Origin of the sequence: Pradoshia eiseniae (assembly GCF_002946355.1) — a bacterium.
Lineage (GTDB): Bacteria > Bacillota > Bacilli > Bacillales > Pradoshiaceae > Pradoshia > Pradoshia eiseniae.
This window is the reverse complement of the sequence record NZ_PKOZ01000003.1, coordinates 268,915-293,898: the sequence shown is the minus strand read 5'-3', so window position 1 is coordinate 293,898 and position 24,984 is coordinate 268,915. Positions and strand designations below refer to the sequence as shown.

General features: G+C 43.0%; 26 protein-coding genes. All 26 read left to right on the top strand.

The window, feature by feature from the left end; all coding sequences use genetic code 11:
• The first annotated feature begins 10 nt into the window (after window positions 1-10).
• The 26 genes from rimM to flgD all read left to right on the top strand — a co-directional run bounded on the left by rimM (window position 11) and on the right by flgD (window position 24,898).
• Window positions 11-529, top strand: a complete 519-nt coding sequence (gene rimM / locus CYL18_RS08360; protein ID WP_104849030.1) for a ribosome maturation factor RimM — start codon at window positions 11-13, stop codon at window positions 527-529.
• On the top strand, window positions 529-1,272 hold the full coding sequence (gene trmD / locus CYL18_RS08355; protein WP_104849029.1) for a tRNA (guanosine(37)-N1)-methyltransferase TrmD: 744 nt from the start codon (window positions 529-531) through the stop codon (window positions 1,270-1,272). The genes rimM and trmD overlap by 1 nt, the downstream gene beginning before the upstream one ends.
• A 136-nt stretch (window positions 1,273-1,408) precedes the next feature.
• Complete coding sequence (gene rplS / locus CYL18_RS08350) at window positions 1,409-1,753, top strand: 50S ribosomal protein L19 (protein WP_104849028.1); 345 nt, start codon at window positions 1,409-1,411, stop codon at window positions 1,751-1,753.
• A gap of 142 nt (window positions 1,754-1,895) precedes the next feature.
• Window positions 1,896-2,453 carry a signal peptidase I gene (gene lepB, locus CYL18_RS08345; RefSeq protein ID WP_104849027.1) on the top strand — a complete coding sequence of 186 codons (558 nt, stop codon included), beginning with the start codon at window positions 1,896-1,898 and terminating at the stop codon, window positions 2,451-2,453.
• Window positions 2,454-2,470: 17 nt separating this feature from the next.
• The gene (gene ylqF, locus CYL18_RS08340) at window positions 2,471-3,331 is read left to right on the top strand and encodes a ribosome biogenesis GTPase YlqF (RefSeq protein WP_104849026.1); all 861 of its coding nucleotides are present in this window, start codon (window positions 2,471-2,473) and stop codon (window positions 3,329-3,331) included.
• 89 nt (window positions 3,332-3,420) lie between these two features.
• Window positions 3,421-4,179 carry a ribonuclease HII gene (locus CYL18_RS08335; protein ID WP_104849081.1) on the top strand — a complete coding sequence of 253 codons (759 nt, stop codon included), beginning with the start codon at window positions 3,421-3,423 and terminating at the stop codon, window positions 4,177-4,179.
• 613 nt (window positions 4,180-4,792) lie between these two features.
• Window positions 4,793-5,953: an ADP-forming succinate--CoA ligase subunit beta gene (sucC, locus tag CYL18_RS08325; protein WP_104849024.1), complete on the top strand. Its 1,161-nt coding sequence runs from the start codon at window positions 4,793-4,795 to the stop codon at window positions 5,951-5,953.
• 17 nt (window positions 5,954-5,970) lie between these two features.
• Window positions 5,971-6,873: a succinate--CoA ligase subunit alpha gene (gene sucD / locus CYL18_RS08320; protein WP_104849023.1), complete on the top strand. Its 903-nt coding sequence runs from the start codon at window positions 5,971-5,973 to the stop codon at window positions 6,871-6,873.
• A 97-nt stretch (window positions 6,874-6,970) separates the two neighbouring features.
• On the top strand, window positions 6,971-7,843 hold the full coding sequence (gene dprA / locus CYL18_RS08315) for a DNA-processing protein DprA (RefSeq protein WP_104849022.1): 873 nt from the start codon (window positions 6,971-6,973) through the stop codon (window positions 7,841-7,843).
• A gap of 248 nt (window positions 7,844-8,091) precedes the next feature.
• Complete coding sequence (topA, locus tag CYL18_RS08310; protein ID WP_104849021.1) at window positions 8,092-10,167, top strand: type I DNA topoisomerase; 2,076 nt, start codon at window positions 8,092-8,094, stop codon at window positions 10,165-10,167.
• A gap of 194 nt (window positions 10,168-10,361) precedes the next feature.
• Window positions 10,362-11,669: an FADH(2)-oxidizing methylenetetrahydrofolate--tRNA-(uracil(54)-C(5))-methyltransferase TrmFO gene (gene trmFO, locus CYL18_RS08305; RefSeq protein WP_104849020.1), complete on the top strand. Its 1,308-nt coding sequence runs from the start codon at window positions 10,362-10,364 to the stop codon at window positions 11,667-11,669.
• A gap of 60 nt (window positions 11,670-11,729) precedes the next feature.
• Window positions 11,730-12,632: a tyrosine recombinase XerC gene (gene xerC / locus CYL18_RS08300; RefSeq protein ID WP_104849080.1), complete on the top strand. Its 903-nt coding sequence runs from the start codon at window positions 11,730-11,732 to the stop codon at window positions 12,630-12,632.
• 41 nt (window positions 12,633-12,673) lie between these two features.
• On the top strand, window positions 12,674-13,216 hold the full coding sequence (gene hslV / locus CYL18_RS08295) for an ATP-dependent protease subunit HslV (RefSeq protein ID WP_104849019.1): 543 nt from the start codon (window positions 12,674-12,676) through the stop codon (window positions 13,214-13,216).
• 18 nt (window positions 13,217-13,234) lie between these two features.
• On the top strand, window positions 13,235-14,647 hold the full coding sequence (hslU, locus tag CYL18_RS08290; RefSeq protein ID WP_104849018.1) for an HslU--HslV peptidase ATPase subunit: 1,413 nt from the start codon (window positions 13,235-13,237) through the stop codon (window positions 14,645-14,647).
• A 128-nt stretch (window positions 14,648-14,775) separates the two neighbouring features.
• On the top strand, window positions 14,776-15,552 hold the full coding sequence (gene codY / locus CYL18_RS08285) for a GTP-sensing pleiotropic transcriptional regulator CodY (protein ID WP_104849017.1): 777 nt from the start codon (window positions 14,776-14,778) through the stop codon (window positions 15,550-15,552).
• A 362-nt stretch (window positions 15,553-15,914) separates the two neighbouring features.
• The gene (gene flgB / locus CYL18_RS08280; RefSeq protein ID WP_104849016.1) at window positions 15,915-16,301 is read left to right on the top strand and encodes a flagellar basal body rod protein FlgB; all 387 of its coding nucleotides are present in this window, start codon (window positions 15,915-15,917) and stop codon (window positions 16,299-16,301) included.
• Between the two features lie 2 nt (window positions 16,302-16,303).
• Window positions 16,304-16,819 (top strand): flagellar basal body rod protein FlgC, encoded by a 516-nt coding sequence (locus CYL18_RS08275; protein ID WP_104849015.1) that lies wholly within the window; start codon window positions 16,304-16,306, stop codon window positions 16,817-16,819.
• A gap of 12 nt (window positions 16,820-16,831) precedes the next feature.
• On the top strand, window positions 16,832-17,143 hold the full coding sequence (fliE, locus tag CYL18_RS08270; RefSeq protein WP_104849014.1) for a flagellar hook-basal body complex protein FliE: 312 nt from the start codon (window positions 16,832-16,834) through the stop codon (window positions 17,141-17,143).
• Window positions 17,144-17,305: 162 nt separating this feature from the next.
• Window positions 17,306-18,901, top strand: a complete 1,596-nt coding sequence (gene fliF, locus CYL18_RS08265) for a flagellar basal-body MS-ring/collar protein FliF (protein ID WP_104849013.1) — start codon at window positions 17,306-17,308, stop codon at window positions 18,899-18,901.
• Window positions 18,902-18,913: 12 nt separating this feature from the next.
• Entirely contained in the window at window positions 18,914-19,933 is a 1,020-nt protein-coding gene (fliG, locus tag CYL18_RS08260; RefSeq protein ID WP_104849012.1) for a flagellar motor switch protein FliG, read from the top strand.
• On the top strand, window positions 19,926-20,675 hold the full coding sequence (fliH, locus tag CYL18_RS08255; RefSeq protein WP_161497103.1) for a flagellar assembly protein FliH: 750 nt from the start codon (window positions 19,926-19,928) through the stop codon (window positions 20,673-20,675). The genes fliG and fliH overlap by 8 nt, the downstream gene beginning before the upstream one ends.
• The gene (fliI, locus tag CYL18_RS08250; RefSeq protein WP_104849010.1) at window positions 20,672-21,988 is read left to right on the top strand and encodes a flagellar protein export ATPase FliI; all 1,317 of its coding nucleotides are present in this window, start codon (window positions 20,672-20,674) and stop codon (window positions 21,986-21,988) included. The genes fliH and fliI overlap by 4 nt, the downstream gene beginning before the upstream one ends.
• 4 nt (window positions 21,989-21,992) lie before the next feature.
• Window positions 21,993-22,433 carry a flagellar export protein FliJ gene (fliJ, locus tag CYL18_RS08245; protein ID WP_104849009.1) on the top strand — a complete coding sequence of 147 codons (441 nt, stop codon included), beginning with the start codon at window positions 21,993-21,995 and terminating at the stop codon, window positions 22,431-22,433.
• 18 nt (window positions 22,434-22,451) lie between these two features.
• Window positions 22,452-22,985 (top strand): magnesium transporter MgtE N-terminal domain-containing protein, encoded by a 534-nt coding sequence (locus tag CYL18_RS08240; RefSeq protein ID WP_104849008.1) that lies wholly within the window; start codon window positions 22,452-22,454, stop codon window positions 22,983-22,985.
• A 111-nt stretch (window positions 22,986-23,096) separates the two neighbouring features.
• Window positions 23,097-24,266 carry a flagellar hook-length control protein FliK gene (locus CYL18_RS08235; RefSeq protein ID WP_146102832.1) on the top strand — a complete coding sequence of 390 codons (1,170 nt, stop codon included), beginning with the start codon at window positions 23,097-23,099 and terminating at the stop codon, window positions 24,264-24,266.
• Between the two features lie 14 nt (window positions 24,267-24,280).
• Window positions 24,281-24,898, top strand: coding sequence for a flagellar hook assembly protein FlgD (flgD, locus tag CYL18_RS08230; RefSeq protein ID WP_236636324.1), 618 nt, complete (start codon window positions 24,281-24,283; stop codon window positions 24,896-24,898).
• Window positions 24,899-24,984 lie beyond the last annotated feature (86 nt).

Here is a 24,984-nt window from a genome sequence, read left to right as displayed (position 1 = left end):
CATAAAGAATATGCAAAAATGGTACAAGGTCGGAAAGATTGTTAATACTCATGGTATTAGAGGAGAGGTGCGTGTCGTTTCTTCCACCGATTTTCCTGAGGAACGTTATCAAAAGGGCAGCACTCTTTATATCTTTAAGAATAATGAAAAAGACCCTGTTGAAGTCGTTGTCGCTTCTTCCCGTCAGCATAAGAATTTTTATTTGCTGACCTTTGAGGGCCATGAAAGCATCGAGAAGGTCGAGGGATATAAAGAAGGTGTTCTAAAAGTATCTGAAGAGCAGCTCGGTGCATTGGATGAAGGAGAATATTATTATCATGAAATCATAGGCTGCACAATTTCCACTGCAGAAGGGGAGGAAATTGGCGTTATTAAGGAAATTCTCTCTCCTGGCGCGAACGATGTATGGGTCGTGAAAGGGAAGTCTGGCAAAGAGGTGCTCATTCCTTATATCGATGATGTCGTCAAGAAAATCGATGTTCGGGCAAAGTCCATCATCATTGAGCCAATGGAAGGGTTGCTGGATTAATGAGAATAGATGTGTTGACATTATTCCCTGAGATGTTTGAAGGTGTTTTAGGCTCTTCAATCCTTAAGAAAGCGGCTGAGAAGAAGGCAGCGGAATACCATACCCATAATTTCAGGGAATTCTCCGATAACAAGCATCAATCTGTTGATGATTACCCGTATGGCGGGGGAGCTGGAATGGTCTTGAAGCCGCAGCCAATCTTTGATGCACTTGAACAGATCGCTGCTCCAACATTAGAGGGGAAGAAACCAAGAGTAATCCTCCTTTGTCCACAAGGGGAACGATTCACCCAAAAGAAGGCAGAGGAACTTGCGCGTGAAGAACAGCTTGTCTTTGTGTGTGGCCATTATGAAGGCTATGACGAAAGAATCAGGGAATTTGCCGTTACAGATGAAATCTCGATTGGCGACTTTGTGCTGACTGGCGGGGAGCTGGGTGCGATGGTCATCATCGACAGTGTTGTGCGGCTATTGCCGGGTGTGCTCGGGAATGAGGATTCACCTGTGCTTGATTCATACAGTTCAGGTCTTCTTGAGCATCCTCATTATACAAGGCCAGCTGATTTTAGAGGGATGAAGGTACCAGATGTGCTACTGTCAGGTAATCACAAGCATATAGAGGAGTGGCGGCAGAAAGAGTCTTTAAGAAGAACATTCGAGCGCCGTCCTGATTTGCTCGATAGCTATGAATTATCTCCGGCCGAGAAAAAATGGCTGGATGAAATAAAAAGTGAGAATAGGTAGTTGCAAATACTCCAATTTATATGGTAAGATAGAGCCTGTGAGTTAAGGTGTAAAGCCTTTTCTCTTTATAACAATGTTCCGCTGTCATTCATCAATTAGGGTTGGCAAGAGCATTGCTTGGAAGGAGTTGAATACGATGCATAAATTAATCGAAGAAATCACGAAGGAACAACTTAGAACTGACCTTCCTTCTTTCCGTCCTGGTGATACAGTACGTGTACACGTGAAGGTAGTTGAGGGTACTCGTGAGCGTATTCAGGTATACGAAGGCGTAGTAATCAAGCGTCGCGGAGGCGGAATCAGTGAAACTTTCACAGTCCGCAAAATTTCCTACGGTGTTGGCGTTGAGCGTGCATTCCCATTGCACACACCACGTATCGCTAAATTGGAAGTTATCCGTCGCGGTAAAGTACGTCGTGCTAAACTTTACTACTTGCGTAACCTACGCGGTAAAGCAGCGCGTATCAAAGAAATCCGATAATTACGTGACTAACGTGAGTGGATACAAGGAGCTTGTGCTAACACAAGCTCCTTTTTCACATCATAGAGATTTTGATTGCTTTTTGACTGAAAATCGCTATATTTAAACGTATAAACAGATAGAGATGATACGGGGTGTTAACATGGCAAAAGCCAAGGAAAAAAATGAAATCTTTGAGTGGATTAAGGCATTGGTGATTGCCATTTTACTTGCGGCAATCATTCGCTACTTCTTTTTTGCTCCTATCTTGGTTGATGGATTATCGATGATGCCTACATTGAAAGATCAGGACCGCATGGTTGTAAATAAGATTTCCTACAAAATCGGGGAGCCCGAACGCTTTGATATTGTCGTCTTCCATGCGACGGAAGAAAAGGATTATATTAAACGAGTAATCGGTCTGCCGGGTGACACAATAGAATATAAGGATGATACGCTTTATATAAACGGCACAGCCTATGATGAACCATATTTAGCTGAGTATAAGCAACAGGTGATTGACGGGCCGCTCACAGAGCCGTTCACGCTTGAAGAAATCACGGGCGAGGCAACGGTTCCAGAAGGCGAAGTGTTTGTAATGGGCGATAATAGACGTTACTCCAAAGACAGCCGTCATATCGGTACGGTAAAAATGAGTGAAATACTTGGCAAGACAAGCTTGGTATATTGGCCGTTTGAGGACTTTGGATTAGTCGAATAAGAGTTGAAGGTGAAAGTATGACAATACAATGGTTTCCCGGGCATATGGCGAAAGCCCGCCGTGAAGTGACCGAAAAATTAAAATTAGTAGATATAATCTTTGAGCTGGTTGATGCAAGACTGCCGCAATCCTCAAGAAATCCGATGATTGACGAAATCATTCAGCATAAGCCGCGCCTTGTGATTTTGAATAAGGCGGATATGGCTGATCAGTATAGAACGAATGAATGGCTCGCCTATTTCGCTGATAAGGGTATTAAGGCTGTCGCTGTCAATGCTCATCAGGGGACAGGCCTAAAGAGCATTATGTCAGGGGCGCAAGAGGTGCTCAAGGACAAAATCGATAAAATGAAAGCACGCGGCATCAAACCGCGCGCTATCCGTGCCATGATTGTTGGTATCCCGAATGTTGGGAAATCCACACTCATTAACCGTCTAGCAGGAAAGAATATCGCTAAGACGGGCAATATGCCGGGCGTAACGAAGGCCCAGCAATGGATTAAGGTAGGCAAGGAGCTGGAGCTTCTTGATACTCCAGGAATCCTTTGGCCGAAATTTGAAGATCAAGAGGTAGGGTATAAGCTGGCCGTTACCGGGGCTATTAAGGATACGATCTTAAACTTGCATGATATTGCGATATACGGGCTCCATTTCCTTGAGGAGGCATATCCGTCCCGTCTAAAGGAACGCTATGACCTAGAGGAGATTCCGGAAGAAATTGTGGAGGCCTTCGATCGGATTGGCGCTAAAAGAGGCTGCTTGGCTGGCCGCGGACTCGTGGATTATGATAAGACGGCAGAATTGATCATCCGGGATATTCGTACAGAGAAATTTGGAAGACTCACTTTTGAACGACCAAATGAATCGGATGATGTATAATAGATAAGGAAAAACGAAAGACCCCTTTTTAATGGGGTCTTTATTTTGCGGATAGATAAGCTGAAAGGATTAGAGACATGCTAACGAAGATGACGATTGCAGAAATAAAGGGGAAGCTGAGCCGCATTAAGAGCCTTGAGGATCCATTCGTGACTGAATGCCGCAGCGACAGCCGCAAGGGTATTCAATTGGCCCTTCAAAGCCTAGAGAGGGCGATTGAGAAGGAAAGGATACAAAGAGGGCATTTTGAGTCAATCTGTGTCTATGAGAGGGATTTGAGGCGCAAGGGATACCAATTCATCGCCGGAGTAGATGAAGCCGGGCGTGGCCCGTTGGCAGGGCCAGTTGTGGCAGCTGCCGTTATCTTGCCTGAGGATTTCTATTTACCGGGCCTGAATGATTCAAAGCAGCTATCAGCTCAGCGCAGGGAGGAATATTTTCAATCCATTCATGAACAAGCGATTTCAGTTTCTACAGGCATCATTCATAGTAAGGAAATCGATGAGATTAATATATATGAAGCGGCCAAAAAGGCAATGCTTAAGGCCATCAGCCAATTGGAGATATCTCCTGATTATTGCTTAATCGACGCGATGGAGGTTCCGCTTCCTATTGAACAGCTATCCTTAATCAAGGGAGATGCGAAATCAGCATCCATTGCCGCTGCATCCGTCATTGCCAAGGAAACAAGGGATAGAATGATGATGGAGTATGCCAAACAACATCCTGAATATGGGTTTGAGAAGCATATGGGTTACGGTACCAAAAGCCATCTTGAGGCAATCGAAAGATTTGGACCGACAGATTGGCATCGCATGACATTTGCTCCGCTGAAGGCCAAGCAGTGAACATACCTTTTTTAATGCGACCGACCAAAGTCTGCGAAAAAGACAGATAGGAATTTACCTATCTGTCTTTTTATTTGTCTTACTAAGATAGTAATTTCTATCATTAAATTAGATGCCGCCTAGATGAAAGAAGTAAATAAAGCCTAGCCATTTGGAACCTTATTGTTTAACCGTCTGCCTGTGGAATTTCATTGGTGGTGACTATGATAATGAATAACACTCAACATGCTGGCTCATCTCCGAGACTATTCAGGGGAAGATACTGTGAACATGGAAGCCAGTACACTTTATCCACCCTGCTGCTTGTATAAAAAGAAAATCACAATAATAGTTGGCAAGAAAATGTCTATTAATTATTCTTATATAATTATCCGCCCTTTCGCAGCAAAGGATATACGGCAATGCTGCCGCTGGATGCCAATAGGGTTGGTAATCGAATTTACACTGAAAACGATGAATAAAGGAGATTGAATGGATTATAAGGAAACAATTGTTAAGAATTACTGAAATATGACTATATTTGTCCTAAATATTGGACATTAAATACCAGATTTAATACAATGAGAAGGCAGTATATTCTTTATAGTTTGAAAGTTTGATAGGGGGATAAACAATGAATATCCATGAGTATCAAGGTAAAGAAATCCTCAGACAATATGGGGTTAAAGTCCCTAACGGCAAGGTTGCCTTTTCTGTAGATGAAGCTGTTCAAGCGGCGAGTGAGCTAGGCACAGCTGTAACCGTAGTAAAAGCCCAAATCCATGCTGGCGGAAGAGGAAAAGCAGGTGGGGTAAAGATTGCTAAATCACTTGATGAGGTTCGTACATATGCGGATGAGATTCTCGGTAAAGTTCTTGTCACGCATCAAACAGGACCTGATGGGAAAGAAGTAAAACGCTTACTTATCGAAGAGGGCTGTGACATCAAGAAAGAATACTATGTCGGGCTTGTCTTAGACCGCGCTACCTCCAGGATTGTCCTGATGGCATCAGAAGAAGGCGGTACAGAAATCGAAGAAGTAGCTGCTGAAACACCTGAGAAGATCTTTAAAGAAGTGATTGATCCGGTTATTGGATTAACAGCCTTCCAAGCTAGAAGAATTGCGTTCAATATTAATATACCAAAAGAATTAGTCAATAAAACAGTTAAATTTATGACTGGCTTATATAGTGCCTTCGTTGAAAAGGATTGCTCTATCGCAGAAATCAATCCATTAGTAGTGACTGGCGACGGAGAAGTCATGGCGCTAGATGCAAAACTGAATTTTGACGAAAATGCCTTATATCGACACAAAGATATTCTTGAATATCGTGACCTTGATGAAGAGGATCCAAAAGAAATCGAAGCTTCCAAGTATGACTTAAGCTATATTTCTCTCGATGGAAACATTGGCTGCATGGTAAATGGAGCCGGTCTTGCTATGTCTACAATGGACATCATTAACCATTACGGCGGAAGCCCCGCAAACTTCCTTGATGTTGGGGGCGGCGCGACTGCAGAAAAGGTAACGGAAGCATTTAAGATTATCCTTTCTGACAAAAACGTCAAAGGAATTTTTGTAAACATCTTTGGCGGCATCATGAAATGTGATGTTATCGCTGAAGGCGTTGTAGAAGCAGCGAAGCAGGTAAGCCTCGATGTTCCGTTGGTTGTCCGATTGGAAGGAACGAATGTTGATCTCGGCAAGAAAATCCTTGAGGAATCCGGTATCAATATTACGGCTGCGGAATCTATGGCTGATGGTGCACAAAAAATCGTTTCGTTAATAGGTTAAGACTGGAGGATAAGGAAATGAGCGTATTTGTTAATAAAGATACAAAGGTTATAGTTCAAGGTATCACTGGCTCAACTGCACGTTTTCATACAAAACAAATGCTTGAGTATGGAACCCAAATTGTTGGCGGCGTAACTCCTGGTAAAGGCGGCACGGAAGCGGAAGGGGTGCCTGTCTTTAATACGGTCATTGAGGCAAAAGAAGCAACAGGCGCCAATGCGTCTGTCGTCTACGTTCCGGCTCCGTTTGCGGCTGATTCCATTCTTGAGGCGGTTGATGCTGAGCTTGATTTAGTCATCTGTATAACAGAGCATATTCCTGTATTGGATATGGTCAAAGTAAAGCGGTATATGGAAGGCAAGAAAACAAGATTAATTGGCCCTAACTGCCCGGGCGTCATCACTCCGGAAGAATGCAAGATTGGTATTATGCCAGGCTATATTCATAAAAAAGGGCATATCGGTGTCGTATCCAGATCAGGGACCTTGACATATGAAGCGGTCCACCAGCTTAGCCAAGCAGGCTTTGGTCAATCTTCAGCAGTTGGTATCGGGGGAGATCCTGTTAATGGAACAGACTTCATCGATGTCTTGAAGGCATTTAATGATGATCCTGAGACTTACGCGGTTATCATGATTGGTGAGATCGGCGGAACAGCTGAAGAAGAAGCGGCACAATGGGTTAAAGAAAATATGACAAAACCTGTGACAGGCTTCATTGGCGGAAGAACAGCACCTCCAGGAAAAAGAATGGGCCATGCGGGCGCCATTATCTCTGGCGGAAAAGGAACAGCTGATGAGAAAATCCGCATTATGAATGAGTGCGGAATCAAAGTGGCTGAGACTCCTGCCGTTATGGGTGAAACAATGCTTCAGGTCTTGAAAGAAAAAGGCTTATATGATCAATGTAAAACACATTAATGGTTAATGATTCAGGTGCTCTCCATCAGGAGAGCACCTTTCCTTCATCATTTTGAGCGGGCAATAGATAAGTAAACTAGAATAAAGGAGAGATATCATGGATGAATGGAAAGACAGGCTGGTTCATTTGGACCACTGCCGAGGCATGACCTGGAAGGGAATGTACCGTATTTTAAAGGATGATCCAGAGCTGCTGAAGGTATATTCGAGACCTGCAGATTACTGGAAGAAGCTCCTCTCGCTTGAATCCCCCACCCTCCAATTCTTCTTAAAAGATCTTCATGATCCAAAACTTCAACAAATGATCTCCATTTATGAGCAGGATGCTATCCGCTGCATATCTTTTCTCGATAAGGAATATCCGATTACCTTGACTAATATTTATCAACAACCATGGAATTTATATGCTAAAGGAAATGTCAAGCTATTGACACATCAGCGGATTTTAGCCATTATTGGCACTCGAGCACCAACACACTATGGCCAGGAAGTGCTGAAACGGATGGTGCCGGAATTTGTCGCAGCTGAAATGAGTATTGTAAGCGGCTTGGCCAAGGGAATAGATGCCATGGCCCATAGAATTACGCTTCAAAGCGATGGAGACTGTATTGCTGTAATAGGCGGAGGGCTCTATCATATTTATCCGCAGGAAAACACCCCTTTATCTCACATGATTTTGCGAAAAGGTCTTATTCTTTCTGAATATCCTCCTATATTCAAACCAAAGCCTTGGCACTTCCCGATGAGAAATCGAATAATCAGTGGTTTATCAAGAGCTATCTTAGTGGTAGAGAGTAAGCAGAAAAGCGGGACATTTATCACTGTTGAGCGGGGCCTTGAACAAGGAAAGGACATTTTTGCTATCCCAGGAAACATCTTTTCCGCATCTTCCTCAGGAACAAATGCCTGGATTAAAGAAGGGGCAAAGCTTGTTACGGACGCTTATGACATTATTTCAGAATGGGAATAGACGACAGGAAAAACATTGGAAATGAAAATAACAAAACAGTTATATAAAACATTTAAGGTTGCAAAAAAAGTGTTTCTGTTATACATTGTGCTTCAGACAAGGTTTTTTTTGACAACTAAATCAATAAGTCCGAAATGACAGACTGTTTAGAATTAAAATGAAACAAAGATTGACAGATGCGAAATTAAACCTGCATAATCATACATGCATAATAATAGAGAATAGAGAACCTCTTAAGGAGGAAAATAATGGCGGATTATTTAGTGATTGTGGAGTCGCCTGCAAAAGCGAAAACCATAGAAAAATATTTAGGAAAAAAATATAAAGTAAAAGCATCCATGGGTCATGTTCGCGATTTGCCGAAAAGTCAAACAGGTGTGGATGTTCAACATAATTACGAACCGAAATACATTACCATTCGCGGCAAGGGTGATGTTTTGAAAGAATTGAAGACTGCTGCCAAAAAAGCAAAGAAAGTCTATCTCGCAGCCGACCCCGATCGTGAAGGGGAAGCAATTGCCTGGCATTTGGCTCATAGCCTTGGGGTTGATATTAACTCAGATTGCCGGGTTGTGTTCAATGAGATCACAAAGGATGCAATCAAGGAATCCTTTAAACATCCACGTCCCATCAAGATGAATCTTGTAGATGCCCAGCAGGCTAGACGGATTCTTGATAGATTGGTCGGATATAATATCAGCCCGCTATTATGGAAGAAAGTGAAAAAAGGATTAAGCGCCGGCCGAGTACAATCTATTGCGGTGAGACTTATCATTGATCGTGAGAAAGAAATCAAAAGGTTCATACCAGAAGAATACTGGTCCATTAATGGTGCATTCCTCAAGGGGAAAAAAGAGTTTGAGGCAAGCTTCCACTCTTTTGATAAGGAGAAGGTTAAGCTTTCAAACGAAGATGACGTAAAAGGAATCCTCGCTAAGATTACGGGGAACGAGTTTACGGTCCAAAAGGTGACGAAGAAGGAAAGGAAACGTAACCCAGCACCTCCATTCACAACCTCTTCCCTTCAACAGGAAGCAGCCCGCAAATTGAACTTCCGTGCGAAGAAAACGATGATGATTGCTCAGCAGCTTTATGAGGGAATTGAAATTGGCAAAGAAGGCACTGTCGGGTTAATTACGTATATGCGTACAGACTCGACCAGGATTTCTGAAACAGCTCAAAATGAAGCAAGAGGCTGGATTGGTTCCCAATATGGGGAAGAATACCATTCTCAAGCTCCGCGTAAAGACAAGCAAAGCAGCGGAGCCCAGGATGCCCACGAAGCGGTGCGTCCAACGAGCGTTCTAAGAGAGCCATCTTCCATCAAGGACTTCCTTTCCAGAGATCAGTACCGATTATATAAACTCATATGGGAACGTTTCCTGGCTAGCCAGATGTCACCTGCTGTCATGGATACAATGGCTGTTGATTTAGCGGCAGGGGGAGTTCTTTTCAGGGCTAATGGCTCGAAAGTAAAGTTCCCTGGTTTCATGAAGGTATATGTTGAGGGCTCAGATGACCATACTGAGGAGAAAGAGAACCTGCTGCCAGAGCTTTCTGAGGGCGATGTTGTTTACTCCAAGGATATCGTGCCGAATCAGCATTTCACTCAGCCGCCTCCGCGCTATACAGAGGCCCGTCTTGTCAAGACGTTGGAAGAACTGGGAATTGGCCGCCCATCCACTTATGCTCCGACACTTGATACGATACAAAAACGGGGATATGTCGCCCTTGATAATAAACGATTCATCCCAACTGAGCTAGGGGAGATTGTCAATGACATTATGATGGAGTTCTTCCCGGATATCCTTGATGTGGAGTTCACCGCCAAAATGGAAAGTGATCTTGACCATATTGAGGATGGCGAAATCGAATGGGTCAATATTATCGACCAATTCTACCAAGGCTTTGAGAAGGATTTAGAAAAAGCCGAGGTCGAAATGGAGAAGATTGAAATAAAGGATGAGCCGACCGGAGAAATGTGTGAGGAATGCGGCTCCCCAATGGTCTATAAGATGGGCCGCTACGGTAAATTCATGGCCTGCAGCAATTTCCCTGACTGCCGGAATACGAAACCGATCGTTAAAGAAATTGGGGTTAAATGTCCGAAATGTGATGAGGGAAACATCGTTGAAAGGAAAAGCAAGAAACGCCGAGTTTTTTATGGCTGTGACCGCTACCCGACCTGCGATTTTGTCTCCTGGGATAAACCGCTGCAGCGGCCTTGTCCAAAATGTAATGGACCGCTTGTTGAGAAGAAGCTTAAAAAAGGTGTACAGGTTCAGTGTACGAATTGCAGTTATAAAGAAGAAACCCAAGTCTAAGGAAGGAAGAGCAGAGGCTCTTCCTTCTCTTCATTTTTTGAAAGAAATAATTAAGATGAAACTTTTTCCTTTGGAATCCGTAGGAATATGGTATATAGTATTGCTTGCATATTGATGCTATTCTGTAAAATAATAGTATGATGTAATAAATTACTGGCGTATTCTACATAGTACGACTTCGTGGAGGTTTATAGATGAAAAAAAGTGTTACAGTAGTAGGCGCAGGGCTCGCTGGAAGTGAAGCGGCGTGGCAAATCGCCCAAAGAGGTATTCATGTGGATTTATATGAAATGAGACCAGTGAAGCAGACACCTGCTCACCATACGGATAAATTCGCTGAATTGGTATGCAGCAATTCCTTGCGCGCCAATACATTAACAAATGCAGTTGGAGTGTTAAAGGAAGAAATGCGCCATCTGAATTCCTTGATTATTGATTCAGCCGACAATAGTTCTGTACCAGCGGGTGGAGCCTTAGCTGTTGACAGACATGAGTTTGCGGGGAGGGTGACAGAGACACTAAAAAACCACCCGAATATCACGATTCATACTGAGGAATTAACTGAAATTCCAACTGAGGGAATTACGATTATTGCAACAGGTCCGCTAACGAGTGAAGCACTTTCGAAAGAGATTAGCAAGCTGACTGGAGAGGATTATTTTTATTTCTATGATGCTGCTGCGCCAATTATCGAAAAAGACAGCATAGACATGAATAAGGTGTATCTGAAATCACGTTATGATAAAGGGGAAGCGGCTTACCTCAATTGCCCGATGACCGAAGAGGAATTCAATACATTTTATGAAGCTTTAATCAGTGCAGAAACCGTCCCATTGAAAGAGTTTGAAAAGGAAATTTTCTTCGAGGGCTGTATGCCTATTGAAGTTATGGCGAGCAGAGGGAAGAAAACGATGCTATTCGGCCCGATGAAGCCAGTTGGTCTTGAAGATCCTAAGACAGGAAAAAGACCATATGCTGTCGTGCAATTGAGACAGGATGATGCTGCAGGTACGTTATATAATATTGTCGGCTTCCAAACTCATTTGAAATGGGGTCCGCAAAAGGAAGTTATCCGTTTGATTCCTGGATTAGAAAATGCTGAGATTGTTCGTTATGGGGTTATGCACCGCAATACGTTCATTAACTCTCCAAAGGTCTTAAAGAATACATACCAGCTGAGAAGTAGAGAGAATCTTTTCTTTGCGGGTCAAATGACGGGTGTAGAGGGATATGTCGAATCCGCCGCTTCTGGCTTGATAGCGGGTATCAATGCTGCGAGATTGGCTGAAGGAGCTGAGCCGATTGCGTTTCCGACAGAAACAGCGATGGGCAGTATGGCGAATTATATTACGACAACCAATGCAAAAAACTTCCAGCCGATGAACGCAAATTTCGGCCTCTTCCCAGACCTCGGAAGAAGGATTAAATCGAAACAAGAGCGTGCAGAAGCCCATGCAGAACGCGCATTAGAAACAATTCGAAACTTTTTGAATAGTTTGTAAAATTTATTGCTTGGGTCACGAAAATGTGATAACATTTAGTGACCCTTGTGCGGGGTGAATATTGTGAACATTGAAACTTCAATAGAAAATTATATAAAGTATTTACAAATCGAAAAAAACTATTCAAAATATACTATTGCATGCTACCGAAAGGATATTCAGGAATTTCTTTTGTTCATGGATGAGCAAGCAATTCCTGCACTAGACTTAGTAAAGTATGCTGATACCCGATTATATATCACGAGTTTAACTGAACATAATTTGTCAAAAAGGAGTATAAGCAGAAAGATATCGTGCTTGCGCTCCTTTTATAAATATTTAATGCGGGAGAATATCGTATCTGAAAATCCATTTGCGAGTGTTTCGCTTCCTAAAAGAGAACAAAGACTTCCAAGATTTAAATATGAAGAAGAAATGGAAGCTATCTTTGATTCCATAGATCTAACGACCGATTTGGGAAAACGGGACATGGCATTAGTTGAGATGCTGTATGCCACGGGCATGCGGGTCAGCGAGTGTTGCAATGTTGAAATGAGCGATGTGGACTTCTCTTTAATGACTGTTCTTGCCCATGGGAAAGGAAGCAAGGACCGATATATCCCATTTGGGGAGCTTGCCAAGGATGCTTTACTCGATTATATCGGGCACTCAAGAGGCAAACTAATGGCCAAGGGTGGTCAATCGCATAATTTCTTATTTGTGAACCAGAGAGGGACACCTCTGACTCCAAGGGGAGTTCGATATATACTAACGAATATGATTGAAAAGGCATGTGGTAATACCAATTTATATCCGCATATGCTGAGGCATAGTTTCGCGACCCATTTATTGAATAATGGAGCGGATATTCGCTCGGTACAAGAGCTGCTTGGACATTCGTCCGTGCAATCTACACAAGTGTATACTCATGTGACGAAGGAAAGACTTAGAGAAGTTTATAACAATAGTCATCCCAGAGCTTAGAGATTAGAATATGTCCTGATTAAGGGGTAAGGAGTTGTATGATGGAACAATTTCACGCTACTACTATATTTGCCGTATCACATAATGGCGGATATGCCATGGCCGGAGACGGGCAAGTGACAATGGGAAATGCAGTCGTGATGAAACATACGGCAAGAAAGGTTAGAAAACTCTTTAATGGCAAGGTGCTTGCCGGCTTTGCCGGTTCAGTTGCGGATGCTTTTTCATTGTTTGAAATGTTTGAGAGCAAGTTACATGAATACAATGGAAATCTTCAAAGGGCGGCAGTAGAGCTGGCGAAACAGTGGCGCAGTGACAAAGTATTAAGAAAGTTGGAAGCCATGCTAATCGTCATGGATACGAACAGCATGCTTTTAATCTCTGGAACGGGAGAAGTCATCGAACCTGATGATGGCATTCTTGCCATCGGATCAGGAGGAAATTATGCATTGTCAGCAGGCCGTGCATTAAAACGATTCTCCGGTGATAAAATGACAGCAAGGGAAATTGCTCATGCTTCATTAACTATTGCCTCTGAAATTTGTGTATATACGAATTCAAATATCATTTTGGAAGAGCTATAAGGCAAAGGAGGATACAAGATGAAACCGGTTGTACGTAATTTAACTCCAAGACAGATTGTGGAAAGGCTCGACCAATATATAATCGGGCAAAATGATGCAAAAAAAGCGGTAGCTGTCGCCCTTCGTAACCGATATCGCCGAGGCTTGCTTGCTGAAGAGCTTCGTGACGAAATCGTTCCGAAGAATATTTTGATGATTGGGCCGACTGGTGTCGGGAAAACAGAAATCGCACGCCGAATCGCCAAAATCGTCAAAGCACCTTTCGTTAAAGTGGAAGCAACCAAATTTACGGAAGTCGGCTATGTTGGACGTGATGTGGAAAGCATGGTCAGGGATTTAGCGGAAACGGCAGTCCGGCTTGTGAAAGAAGAGAGGATGCTTGAGGTAAAAGATAAGGCGATCGAAAATGCCAATACCCGCATCGTCGAGCAACTCGTCCCATCGAATAAAAAGCAGGCCGGGTTTAAAAATCCATTAGAGATGATTTTTGGCGGCTCATCCAATGAGACAGATTCATCAGACGCAAGTGAGGATGAAGAAAAATCCCTCAATGAAAAGCGGAGAGTCATCAAGGAAAAGCTATTCAGAGGAGAGCTAGAAGAAGAGGTCATTACCGTAGAGGTGGAAGAGCAGCCCCCATCTATGTTTGATATGCTTCAAGGCTCCGGCATGGAACAGATGGGCATGAATATGCAGGATGCTTTCAGCAATCTGATGCCAAAGAAGCAGAAGAAGAGAAAGCTCGCTGTTAAGGATGCCCGAAAGGTACTTGCGAATGAAGAGGCACAAAAATTAATTGACATGGATGAAGTAACCCAAGTGGCACTGGAGCGTGCTGAGCAAAATGGAATCATCTTCATTGATGAGATTGATAAGATTGCTTCCAAAAATGCTGGCGGTTCCTCGGCCGATGTATCCAGAGAAGGTGTACAAAGGGATATTCTGCCTGTTGTTGAGGGGTCGACTGTTGTCACTAAATATGGAACCCTAAAGACAGACCATGTTTTATTTATTGCGGCAGGAGCTTTTCATATTGCTAAGCCATCTGATTTAATTCCGGAATTGCAAGGACGTTTCCCGATTCGAGTAGAATTGAAAAAGCTATCTGTTGACGATTTTTATAAAGTATTGGTTGAACCTGATAATGCGTTAATCAAACAATATATCGCTTTATTGGAAACAGAAGGTATACAAATTGAATTTTCAGACGAAGCTATTCGTAGAATAGCCGAAGTAGCATTTGAAGTGAATCAAAATACGGATAATATCGGAGCCCGCAGGCTGCATACGATTTTAGAAAAATTACTCGAGGATCTTTCCTTTGAAGCACCGGAAATCACATTAGAAAAAATCTTGATTACGCCTCAATATGTGGATGAAAAGCTCGGTGAGATTTCTAAGAACAAGGACTTAAGTGAATTTATCCTGTAAAGGTACTGGTTTTAAAAGGATCTTTTGGGGTACATACAAATAGTTACAAATTACTCGTAAACATTATCCAATTCACTTAATGCGTTGGTTGAATAATACAAGCACAATTTCTAGGAGGAAGAAAAATAATGGATTTACTAAACAAGACAAGAAAAATTAACTCAATGCTTCAGCAAACTGGAGGTAAACCAGTTAACTTTAAGGAAATGGCAGAAAGCTTAAGCGAAGTAATCAATTCGAACGTTTTCGTGGTAAGCCGCAGAGGGAAGCTGCTTGGTTTCCAAATCAATCAGCAAATTGAAAATGACCGTATGAAGAAAATGCTCGAAGACCGCCAATTCCCAGAGGACTACACAAACAATCTTTTCAATATTAAAGAAACATCCTCTAATATTGATATTAACAGCGAATATACAGCATTCCCGGTTGAAAACAAAGACTTGTTCAAAACAGGCTTGACGACAATCATTCCAATCGTAGGCGGCGGTGAGCGTCTTGGAACACTTATTCTGTCCCGTGTCGAGCAGCAATTCTCTGATGATGATCTTATCCTTGGTGAATACGGTGCGACAGTTGTAGGAATGGAAATCCTACGCGAGAAGGCAGAAGAAATCGAAGAGGAAGCAAGAAGCAAAGCGGTTGTTCAAATGGCAATCAGCTCCCTTTCTTACAGTGAATTAGAAGCAATTGAACATATCTTTGAAGAGTTAAAAGGTAATGAAGGCCTATTGGTTGCATCCAAGATAGCTGATCGTGTAGGAATCACGCGTTCTGTTATCGTCAATGCACTTAGAAAGCTTGAGAGTGCCGGTGTTATCGAATCACGCTCTTTAGGTATGAAAGGAACATACATTAAAGTATTGAATACTAAATTCTTAAATGAGCTTGAAAGCTTAAAGCGTTAATCAAACAGGAAAAAGCCCGTTCTCCATTAGTGGAGAACGGGCTTTTTTTATTGTCGGAACGATTATAGAGGTGCCTTGCTTTTAAACTGGGTGGGTATAGCAGTACTAGGAGTGATAATTATGTCGAAAAAATAAAAATAGTGTAGAAAATTAGGACTAAAGTACTTATCATTTTTTACCTATTTTATTTATTATTAAAATAACAATTGCATAATTAGTCTTTAGTTTCTGTGTATTTATACATCATTATTGTATTATCCGGTATAAATACGGAAATTTAAGCGGGATTTTATATAAAAACAAGGTCTATAGAACCAGAATTCGATGCTATGCGGTATAGGAAAGGAGAAGGAGAAATAGACATGAACTTATTCTCAAATACGATAACAGTCCTGCAGCAAGGGATCAATTATTCTTCATTGAAATCTGAAGTTATATCACAAAACATTGCAAATGTAGATACCCCAAATTACAAGGCGATGAATGTCAGCTTCCGCGCTGACTTAAATGAAGCCATGAGGACAGCTGCCCATAAGACGAATGCCAGGCATTATGATTTCCAAGCAAGCCAAACAAGTCCCTTAAAGATTGGCAGGGATACTCAGAATTATAACAGCTCAGGCAATAGCGTTGACATGGACAATGAGATGAGCAAACTCGCTTCAAACCAAATCTATTATAATGCGCTCATTGAACGGCTGAATGGTAATTTCAATACGCTGCGCACAGTGATTAAAGGAGGAAATTAAAAATGGGTATGTTTAATAGCCTTTCCATTACTTCAAGTGCATTGAATGCCCAGAGGCTCCGAATGGATATCATCTCTTCAAATATGGCAAATGCTGAAACGACGAGAGGTACATATGTCAATGGACAGTGGGAGCCATATAACCGCAAAACAGTTGTGCTCGAAGCGAAAAATAACGACTTTTCTGCCTATTTGAATAAATCTATGGAAAATGGTTCTTCCTTCAGCGGATCTGGTGTACGTGTTAAGAGCATCAAAGAAGAAACAAATAGGGTGTATGACCCGACTAATCCCAATGCTGATGCAGCGGGTTATGTTGAGGAGGAGAATGTCAAATTGGTCTATGATCCCTCCCATCCTGATGCGGACTTAGAGACGGGTTATGTGAAAATGCCGAATGTCGACCCACTCAGAGAAACGGTTGACCTTATTAGTGCAACGCGGTCATACGAAGCCAATGTTACAGCCTTTAATGCTTCTAAGAGCATGATGATGAAGGCACTAGAAATCGGAAAATAAGGAGGATTCTAAATGGATATATCTGCGCTTTCAAATTCAGTTTCTTCAATCTTTGTGGAGAATAAAGCTGAAACAAAAGGTTCAATTACACCATACGAAGCACAAACATCTTTTGCGTCCGTATTGAAGGAATCAATTTCTGAAATTAATACTGCACAGCAAGCTTCTGGCGAAATGACGCAAAAATTAGCGCTTGGGCATGATGTCAGTCTAGAGGATGTCATGATTACAGCACAGAAGGCGAGCATAACGCTTGAAGCAGCCATCCAATTTAGAAATAAAGCAATCGAGGCCTATCAGGAAATGATGAGAATCAGCATGTAAGGCATGCTGCAGGAAACGGTTTTACTATACATATTAATAGCCCCTCCCAATATGGGTTGAAGCAATTTTTGAAAGGCTGTATTTATGGATTATTTTATCAAGACTATATTAACGGCCAATTGAATAGCTGTGATGCAAGAAAGATAAGTTCGGGGGATCATGATGAAGGAATCAATGGGAAAATACAAAAATCAATTGGCAGATTATTGGAAGGGTCGCTCAAGTAAGCAAAGAAGAATATTTATTAGCCTGATAGCTGTCATATTGCTAACTTCAGCAATCATTGCTTATGTATCGACAAGAACGACGCTTGTTCCTCTCTATAGCAATCTCTCCCCTTCTGAAACAGGAGCTATTAAGGAGAATCTGGATGCTAGAGGCGTTCAATCAGAAATTAGTGAGGGAGGGACATCCATTCTTGTCCCGGTTGATATGACAGATACCCTGCTAGTGGAATTAGCAGCAGAAGGGCTGCCTGAGTCTGGAAATATCGATTTTTCTTATTTCAGTGAAAATGCCAGTTTTGGCATGACTGACAATGAATTCAATGTCATTAAACAAGACGCTCTACAAAATGAAATCGCTGCATTACTCAAAGGAATTGAAGGTGTCCGAGATGCGGAGGTCATGCTTACTGTTCCAGAAAAGGAAGTATTTGTGAGTGATGAGGCGAAAGCAGCATCTGCCTCGATTGTTCTAAACACAAAACCTGGGCAGGAATTTGAGGATTCACAAATTCAGGCGCTCTATCATCTGGTTTCAAAAAGTGTAACAAACCTTCCTGTAGATAATATCGTAATAATGAATCAATATTTCGAGTATTTTGACCTAGGAAATTCAGGGACAGGAGCATCTGATGCATTCTTCTCGCAAAATGAAATGAAGAATGAGGTCGAAAAAGATATACAAAGACAAGTGCAAACTATGCTTGCCACATTAATGGGTCAGGACAAGGTTGTCGTGTCCGTTACGGCTGATGTTGACTTTACAAAAGAAAACCGTGAAGAAAATCTGGTTGAACCCGTTGATAAAGAGAACATGGAAGGCTTGGCTATTAGTGCACAAAAATTAACGGAAACATACAGCGGGCAAAGCGGAACTGAAGGAGGCACGCCAATTACCGAGGACGGCTCTGACTCTTTAGGGACCCAATATCTTGAGGGCTCTGAAGGCAATGGAGATTATGAGAAGACGGAGGAAACGATTAATCATGAAGTGAATCGTATTCGAAAGGAAATCATTGAATCGCCATACAAGGTCAGGGATCTTGGCATTCAAGTAATGGTAGAGCCTCCTGATGCCAATAATCCTGCCTCTCTTCCTGATGAGCAAGTTGAAGATATCCAACATATATTGAGCACAATCGTTCGTACAAGCATCGATAAATCTACGATGAAAGAAGAACTGACAGACCAACAGATTGAAGAGAAAATCGTCGTTTCGGTCCAGCCTTTCAATGGTAAGGTAACCTTCGATGAAGATGACGCAGTTTCAAGCATCCCTTGGTGGGTTTATGCGACAGGCGGAGTTTTATTGCTTTTGATTATCCTGCTCATTGTTTATATCATTCGTGCACGCAGACAGGAAGAAATTCTTGAACCTGAATACGAAGAGTTATTGCCGCCAGTAGAGGTGCCGGATATTGAGGAAGAGGTTGAGACAGAGGGAACGATTAGGAGAAAGCAGCTTGAAAAATTGGCTAAGGAAAAACCTGATGAATTTGCCAAACTGTTAAGGTCTTGGATTGCGGAAGAATAAGGAGGATCAAGGATGTCAATTAGAGAGAGGAAAAATATGCTTACAGGCAGGCAAAAAGCAGCCATTCTGCTCATCTCCTTAGGTCCGGATGTGTCAGCAAATATTTATAAGCATTTATCTGAAGAAGAGATTGAGAATATGACGCTTGAAATATCAAACGTCCGCAAGGTGGGTCCCAAGGAAAAGGAAGCCATTCTCGAGGAATTCCATACGATTGCCATTGCCCAGGAATATATCTCACAGGGAGGGATCGCTTATGCAAAGACAATTCTTGAGAAAGCGCTTGGCGATGACAAAGCTAATGCAGTTATCAATCGCTTAACCTCCTCGCTTCAAGTGAGACCATTTGATTTTGTGCGAAAAGCCGACCCGGCCCAAATATTGAATTTCATTCAAAACGAGCATCCGCAGACAATTGCGCTAATTCTATCCTATCTTGACGCCGTTCAAGCTAGTGAAATTCTCTCGGCACTGCCAAATGATATGCAAGCTGATGTTGCTAAAAGAATCGCCATAATGGATAGCACATCACCAGAGATTATTAGTGAGCTCGAGCAAATCCTGGAAAGAAAATTATCTGCTACTGTTACGCAGGATTATACTCAAACAGGCGGTATTGAAGCGGTCGTGGAAGTGCTAAATGGGGTCGATCGCTCAACCGAAAGAACAATACTGGATGCGCTTGAAATTCAAGACCCTGGCTTGGCCGAAGAAATCAAGAAAAGAATGTTCGTCTTTGAGGATATTGTCACTCTTGATAACAGAGCCATTCAGCGAGTCATTCGAGATGTGGACAATAATGATCTTCTCCTTTCCCTTAAGGTTGCAAGCGAGGAGGTCAAAGATATCGTCTATAAAAATATGTCCAAGCGGATGGTCGAAACCTTTGCCGAAGAAATGGAATATCTCGGCCCGGTTCGCTTGCGTGATGTAGAAGAAGCCCAATCAAGAATAGTTGCTGTAATCAGGCAGTTAGAGGATGCGGGTGAAATTGTGCTGGCAAGGGGCGGAGGAGATGACATCATTGTCTAGAATCATCAAATCAAATGCAGCCCTCGTCGGAAATGTGCCAAACAAAGTATTGGGCTTGAAATCCTTCCCAAAGCCGGAAGACCCTGTTGTCCAAGCAGAGAAACAGGGCTTCCCCTTGCCGGAGGAAGTGTATAAAGAGGCAACCGAGAAAGCGAATCAGCTAATCATGAAAGCGAAGGAAGAGGCCATGATGATTAGGGAAGATATCGAGGAAGAAAGGCGAGCGTGGGAAGAGGAAAAAAGAATTCAAGGTGAAAAAGCGTACAGAGAAGGATATGATGCCGGGTTAGAGCAAGGCAAGCATCAATATCGGGAACTGATACAGCTGGCGAAGAATACAGCGGACAGCGCCAGTGCCGAATACCATCAAACCATTGAGGAAGCTGAGAGGACAATCCTAGACCTGTCAATGGCGGTAGCAGAAAAAATCATTGCTTATCAGCTGTACGAGGATGATGATACATATTTTGCTTTTGTCAGAAATGCCATCAAAGAGTCAAGAGAATACAGAAATATTGAGCTGCATATCCATCCTGCTCATTATGAGCACATACTTTGCAATAAAAATGAATTAGCCTCCCTTTTCCCAAGGGAGACGGCTTTATATATTTATCCGGATGAAGAGTTGTCAGAGGGAGATTGTTATATTGAATCCTCAAGCGGACGGCTGACGGCAAGTGTGGATGTTCAGCTGGAGCAAATCAGGAAGACTCTCCTCGAAATGCTGGAGGAGCAGAGATGAGAATAACGGAGCTATCTCAACATATTAAACAGATTGATTCCTTTAAACGTTATGGCAAGATAAAACGCGTCGTCGGATTAATGATTGAATCTAAAGGGCCGGTAAGCTCAATCGGAGATGTTTGTTATATTCATACAAAAAATCACCGTAATGGGATCATCATGGCCGAAGTTGTAGGTTTTAAGGACGAAATAGTCATTCTGATGCCATATACAACAGTCAATGATATATCCCCCGGCTCCATTGTGGAAGCAGCCGGGAAGCCTCTTGAGATTAAGGTTGGCCCTGGCTTAATCGGGCTTGCTCTTGATGCCATGGGAAATCCGCTTGATGGCTCTCCATTGCCAGGGGGACTGCAGCCTGTACCTACTGACAAGGAGCCGCCGGGACCGATGAGTCGGCCTCCAATCTCGGGAGCAATAGAAACGGGTGTAAGAGTGATTGATGGTCTTCTCACCGTTGGCAAGGGGCAGAGGGTTGGCATATTTGCCGGGAGCGGCGTTGGAAAGAGCACACTGCTCGGCATGGTCGCCAGAAACAGCGCTGCCGATTTAAACGTCATAGCGCTTGTAGGCGAGAGGGGCAGGGAGGTACGTGAATTCATTGAGCGAGATCTCGGAGAAGAGGGGCTCAAGCGCTCGATTGTCATCGCCGCAACCTCAGACCAGCCGCCGTTGATGAGAATAAAGGCAGCTTATACTGCAACAGCGATTACCGAATATTTCCGCGATCAAGGGATGGATGTCATGCTCATGATGGATTCGGTCACAAGGGTTGCCATGGCACAACGGGAAATCGGGCTTGCAGTCGGCGAACCGCCGACTACTAAAGGGTATACGCCATCTGTTTTCAGCACACTGCCTAAATTGCTTGAACGAACAGGTACCAATGAAACTGGAAGCATAACGGCTTTTTATACGGTGCTGGTGGATGGTGATGATATGAACGAACCCATCGCAGATACTGTACGCGGAATTCTCGACGGTCACTTTGTCCTTGACCGCAAGCTTGCTAATAAAGGGCAGTTTCCAGCCATTAATGTTCTGAAAAGCATCAGCAGGGTTATGTCACATATTATTGAACCGGACCACAGCAGGGCGGCAGAGACAGCAAGGCAATATTTATCCTCCTATCTGGATGCGGAAGACCTCATCAATATCGGTGCCTATAAGAAAGGGAGCAATCGGCTGATTGATGAAGCAATCAGCAAATATCCCAGCACCGTCGAGTACATGAAACAGGGAGTCGATGAAAAAGTGACTAAACAGCAGTCAATCAGCAGCTTACTTTCATTGACGAAGGCAGGTGGCTGAGTCGATGGTCTATCAGTATAAATTCGAAAAAATCATGAGTTTGAGAGAAAAAGAAAAAACAGAATCGCAGACGAAATATAACTTAGCTGTCAAAGAGTTCGAAACAGAAGCGGAAAAACTGTACCGAATGCTTAAGAAAAAAGAGGAGCTGCTTGATGAGCAGGCAGAGCGCTTAAGGCAAGGTTTGTCTGTCCAGCAGGTGAGGCATAATTTATCTTTCCTTGAGAACCACGAGCAACTGATTCAGCACTATCAAAGACGGGTCATAGAGACTCGGAACAAAATGAATTTCTATCATCAAATATTAGTCGAAAAAAATATGGAAGTGAAGAAATACGAAAAGATGAAGGAAAAGGATGTTCAAGCGTTCATGGAGCAAGTGAATCAGATGGAGAACCGGCAAATGGATGAAATCTCAATCCAGCAATATATGAGCCGTTCTTAATGGTACGGAGGAGAACAGATGAAAGAAAAAGAGAGAAAAGGGTTTAGACTGCGGGCCATTTTCCTTACCCTGCTAATGGCCATCCTCATGATGGCTATAGGTATGATAGCTGTTTTCATCATGTCCGGAAAAAGCCCTGAAAAGTTGGCCATGACCTTCCTCGGCAAGGATGAGCAGCAAGTATTAGAGCCGGAGAATCCTACGAGGGAATCGGCAAAGGTCAATCAGCAGCTAAAGGATGCAAAAGAGGAAATAGCCAGTCTTGAGAAAATGCTTGATAGCAAAGAGCAGGAGCTTATCAAAAGTGAACGCACTATTACTCAGCTTGAAAGCAGGATTGATGAACTAACGACAACGGCAGGCCAGAAAGCGGAAGGGGAGGCTGCTGCGACATTTGAAGAGATGGCACCAAAGAGGGCGGCGCTCCTGCTTGAGAAAATGGCTGAGGATGATGCAGCAGAGGTATTATCTGCGCTCACCATCAAAACCCGTGCGGCCATTATGGATAAAATGGACCCGGCACTAGCTGCTGTGCTGATCAAGAAAATCTAAGACAGAAATGGACGTAATCAAATAGATTCAAAAGGGGGGAAAATAGTGAATCAATATACCTTTTCCGTACAAAAAGGGATCCCATCACCTCCAACGGGTGGGCAACCCTTTTTGAGGCCGATAGAAGGGTCCTCTTCCTTCCAAGGTCATCTTAAGGCTCATCTATCGGAGAAAGAGAGCGAGAGTGAAAGCGTTAAGGGAGAGGAAGTAGCAGGGTGGAATGAGCTTGCAGATTTTCTAAAGGCTGACGCTTGGGAAGAAGTGCCCGAAGCTCTTGAATTGCTCGCCTTGCTTAAAGATGGTGCTATGGCTGAAGTTATAAAGCCGCTTAATCTGACTGCTATATTTGGCGAAGAGCCGGGTGAATCGATTGAAATGGCCCTGCGAACACTCGGGAATCAATTAGGAATAGACTTTCAGGATGATTTGCGTGTTTTTCCTCCAGATGAGAAGAGCATGGAAGCACTTATATCAGTCCTGCTGCACTCATTATCCAATTCAAAAGAAATAATGGCGGATGGTAAAGACCAAAGACCATTGCAAATGGTATTAAAATGGGCTCAGTTACTTGTTCTCGCTCATGAGGCGAATGAGACGGAAGCACAATCCAATGAGGGAGAATTGCTTATAAAGGCGCTTGAACGATGGAAAGAAAAGATCTCAAGCGTGCTCCCACCCGCAAATCAGGGAGGGAATGATAATTTGCTCCCGCAGAGCTCAGCATTCTTGCAATCCGCTTCCCATGATTCCATGCTCGGATTGATGCGGGGCGGGGGGCAGGAAATCCCGCTCAATCAAATCGTATTGGCTGGAGAACTATATGTGAAGGACAGCCAGGCAATCGTTCTCATGAAGAATGGGCAAACCATTGAGACAGGTGAACTCATGAAGCAATTAGATTCCATCTTTGCGAAGGCAAAGTTTACGTCTATAAATGGTCTGCAAAGGCTGCAGATTCAGCTGTCGCCTGAGAATCTCGGAACCCTGCAAATTGAATTGACGAAAAAGGATGGGCAAGTTCTAGCAACCATCGTCTCAAGCACACAACAGGGAAAAGAAATCTTGGAATCCCATTTACACTCTTTGAGGATGACCTTGGCAAACCAGGGCATCCAGATGGATAGAATTCTCCTGCAGGATTCTAAAGGCTCGTTTGATGGGCAACTAAATGATCAGCATCATCAAGAAGAGCAGCAAGAACGATTAGAGGATCAGGAGGATGGTGAGTTTTCAACCTTCCTTGATGAACTTCAGGATTTATTAATTGATGAAACCGTTTAAAGGAGGGATGGCTCTTGACTAAAATTGATACTAGCTTGATGTACAGCTCGCTGGAGAATAAAGCAAGAGAGACAAGCTCAAATCTTGAGAAAGATGATTTCTTGAAGCTCCTGATCACACAGCTGCAAAATCAAGATCCGACAAGCCCTATGGATGATACAGCCTTTGTATCCCAGATGGCTACCTTTTCAAGCCTTGAACAAATGAGCAATATGAATAGGACACTTGAAAACATGCTTCAATCGCAAAATGAAAGTTTATTGGTTGGCTACTCACAATTTATTGGCAAGGAAGTGGCTTACCATAATGTTAGCTCAGAAAGCGACCAGATTATGGAGGGGAAAGGAATGGTAGCAGCTGTCCAATTCAAATCAGGTACGGTGCAATTCATTCTTGAGGATGGTACGGCTCTAAGTCCTGCCAATATCTCATCTTTGAATACAATCGACAGCCATCCTACTCTCACTGAAGCAAGCAGACTCATTGGCAGGAAGGTTACTTGGATGAATGAGGGGCAAGAGGTAACCGCTGCTGTCTCGTCCGTTTTCTTGAAGGATGGTCTTGTGAGCATTGAAGTCATTGATGAGAAGGAGAGCATTCTTTCTATTAATCAATTGATCAAGGTCAGTTGATTGAACGACCAATGCATATCAGTAATTGTTAGGATACATACGGATTTTTGCGTTTTTCATTCAATAACAAAGAGGAAGGGCTAAGG

What these genes read in the sequence shown, in the direction of transcription:
- fliJ (WP_104849009.1), top strand. Translation starts at nt 21,993, where the DNA reads ATGGTCTATCAGTATAAATTCGAAAAAATCATGAGTTTGAGAGAAAAA.
- hslV (WP_104849019.1), top strand. Translation starts at nt 12,674, where the DNA reads ATGGAACAATTTCACGCTACTACTATATTTGCCGTATCACATAATGGC.
- fliE (WP_104849014.1), top strand. Translation starts at nt 16,832, where the DNA reads ATGGATATATCTGCGCTTTCAAATTCAGTTTCTTCAATCTTTGTGGAG.
- dprA (WP_104849022.1), top strand. Translation starts at nt 6,971, where the DNA reads ATGGATGAATGGAAAGACAGGCTGGTTCATTTGGACCACTGCCGAGGC.
- CYL18_RS08335 (WP_104849081.1), top strand. Translation starts at nt 3,421, where the DNA reads ATGACGATTGCAGAAATAAAGGGGAAGCTGAGCCGCATTAAGAGCCTT.
- trmFO (WP_104849020.1), top strand. Translation starts at nt 10,362, where the DNA reads ATGAAAAAAAGTGTTACAGTAGTAGGCGCAGGGCTCGCTGGAAGTGAA.
- lepB (WP_104849027.1), top strand. Translation starts at nt 1,896, where the DNA reads ATGGCAAAAGCCAAGGAAAAAAATGAAATCTTTGAGTGGATTAAGGCA.
- CYL18_RS08275 (WP_104849015.1), top strand. Translation starts at nt 16,304, where the DNA reads ATGGGTATGTTTAATAGCCTTTCCATTACTTCAAGTGCATTGAATGCC.
- fliG (WP_104849012.1), top strand. Translation starts at nt 18,914, where the DNA reads ATGTCAATTAGAGAGAGGAAAAATATGCTTACAGGCAGGCAAAAAGCA.
- sucD (WP_104849023.1), top strand. Translation starts at nt 5,971, where the DNA reads ATGAGCGTATTTGTTAATAAAGATACAAAGGTTATAGTTCAAGGTATC.
- rimM (WP_104849030.1), top strand. Translation starts at nt 11, where the DNA reads ATGCAAAAATGGTACAAGGTCGGAAAGATTGTTAATACTCATGGTATT.
- ylqF (WP_104849026.1), top strand. Translation starts at nt 2,471, where the DNA reads ATGACAATACAATGGTTTCCCGGGCATATGGCGAAAGCCCGCCGTGAA.
- flgB (WP_104849016.1), top strand. Translation starts at nt 15,915, where the DNA reads ATGAACTTATTCTCAAATACGATAACAGTCCTGCAGCAAGGGATCAAT.
- fliF (WP_104849013.1), top strand. Translation starts at nt 17,306, where the DNA reads ATGAAGGAATCAATGGGAAAATACAAAAATCAATTGGCAGATTATTGG.
- hslU (WP_104849018.1), top strand. Translation starts at nt 13,235, where the DNA reads ATGAAACCGGTTGTACGTAATTTAACTCCAAGACAGATTGTGGAAAGG.
- trmD (WP_104849029.1), top strand. Translation starts at nt 529, where the DNA reads ATGAGAATAGATGTGTTGACATTATTCCCTGAGATGTTTGAAGGTGTT.
- codY (WP_104849017.1), top strand. Translation starts at nt 14,776, where the DNA reads ATGGATTTACTAAACAAGACAAGAAAAATTAACTCAATGCTTCAGCAA.
- CYL18_RS08240 (WP_104849008.1), top strand. Translation starts at nt 22,452, where the DNA reads ATGAAAGAAAAAGAGAGAAAAGGGTTTAGACTGCGGGCCATTTTCCTT.
- topA (WP_104849021.1), top strand. Translation starts at nt 8,092, where the DNA reads ATGGCGGATTATTTAGTGATTGTGGAGTCGCCTGCAAAAGCGAAAACC.
- sucC (WP_104849024.1), top strand. Translation starts at nt 4,793, where the DNA reads ATGAATATCCATGAGTATCAAGGTAAAGAAATCCTCAGACAATATGGG.
- fliI (WP_104849010.1), top strand. Translation starts at nt 20,672, where the DNA reads ATGAGAATAACGGAGCTATCTCAACATATTAAACAGATTGATTCCTTT.
- rplS (WP_104849028.1), top strand. Translation starts at nt 1,409, where the DNA reads ATGCATAAATTAATCGAAGAAATCACGAAGGAACAACTTAGAACTGAC.